This is a genomic window from Sphingomonas yantingensis (assembly GCF_014199325.1).
Taxonomy (GTDB): domain Bacteria; phylum Pseudomonadota; class Alphaproteobacteria; order Sphingomonadales; family Sphingomonadaceae; genus Sphingomonas; species Sphingomonas yantingensis.
This window is the reverse complement of record NZ_JACIJJ010000011.1, coordinates 1-1258: the sequence shown is the minus strand read 5'-3', so window position 1 is coordinate 1258 and position 1258 is coordinate 1. Positions and strand designations below refer to the sequence as shown.

Sequence of the window (1258 nt, the reverse complement as noted above, 5' to 3'; positions counted from 1 at the left end):
CCGATGACCGACCTCAACCACCTTCAGCGGCTCGAAGCCGAGAGCATCCACATCCTGCGCGAGGTTGTGGCCGAGTGCGAGAAGCCGGTGATGCTCTATTCGGTGGGCAAGGATTCGGCGGTGATGGTCCACCTGGCGCGCAAGGCCTTCTACCCCGCGCCGCCGCCCTTCCCGCTGCTCCACGTCGATACGACGTGGAAGTTCCGCGCGATGTACGAGCTTCGCGACCGGATCGCGCGAGATACCGGGATGGAACTGCTGGTCCACCAGAACCCGGAGGCGAAGGCTCGCGGGATCAATCCGTTCGACCACGGCCCGCTGCACACCGACATGTGGAAGACCGAGGGGCTGAAGCAGGCGCTCGACCTTCACGGCTTCGACGCAGCGTTCGGCGGCGCGCGCCGCGACGAGGAGAAGAGCCGGGCGAAGGAACGCGTGTTCAGCTTTCGCTCGGCCAATCACCGCTGGGACCCGAAGAACCAGCGGCCCGAACTCTGGAACCTCTACAACACGCGCAAGGCGAAAGGGGAGTCGATCCGCGTCTTCCCCATCTCGAACTGGACCGAGCTCGATGTGTGGCAATATATCCAGCTCGAGGACATTCCGATCGTCCCCCTCTATTTCGCCGCGCCCCGCCCGACGGTCGAGCGCGACGGCATGCTGCTGATGGTCGACGACGAGCGCTTCCGCCTCGAACCCGGCGAGGTGCCGGTGGAGCGCTCGATCCGCTTCCGCACGCTGGGCTGCTATCCGCTGACCGGCGCGGTCGAGAGCGAGGCGGCGACGCTGAGCGAAGTCATTCAGGAAATGCTGCTGACGACCACCAGCGAGCGGCAAGGCCGCGCGATCGACAAGGATGCGGGCTCGGCCAGCATGGAAAAGAAGAAGCAGGAGGGGTATTTCTGATGGCGACGATCCCCGCCGACGCGGCCTATCGCACCGACGCGCTGATCGCGGAGGATATCGACGCGTATCTGGAGTTGCATCGCAACAAGAGCCTCTTGCGCTTCATCACCTGCGGCTCGGTCGACGACGGCAAGTCGACTCTGATCGGGCGCCTGCTCTACGATTCGAAGATGATCTTCGAGGATCAGCTCGCCGCGCTGGAAAGCGATTCGAAGCGAGTCGGCACGCAAGGTGGCGAGATCGACTTCGCGCTGCTGGTCGACGGCCTCGCCGCCGAGCGCGAGCAGGGGATCACGATCGACGTCGCCTATCGCTTCTTTTCGACCGAGAAGCGCAAGTTCATTGTCGCCGA

The 1258-nt window shown here is 64.4% G+C and carries 2 protein-coding genes; both read left to right on the top strand.

Annotated elements, in window-relative coordinates; translation table 11 throughout:
* Positions 1-3 precede the first annotated feature (3 nt).
* The gene (gene cysD, locus FHR19_RS17460) at positions 4-906 is read left to right on the top strand and encodes a sulfate adenylyltransferase subunit CysD (RefSeq protein WP_184031225.1); all 903 of its coding nucleotides are present in this window, start codon (positions 4-6) and stop codon (positions 904-906) included.
* Positions 906-1258: GTP-binding protein (locus FHR19_RS17455; RefSeq protein WP_246359628.1), on the top strand; the 353-nt coding region annotated here is incomplete at its 3' end. The genes cysD and FHR19_RS17455, both read left to right, overlap by 1 nt.

Bases quoted from the DNA above. Each gene is read 5' to 3' on its own strand.
- cysD (WP_184031225.1), top strand. From the start codon at position 4: ATGACCGACCTCAACCACCTTCAGCGGCTCGAAGCCGAGAGCATCCAC.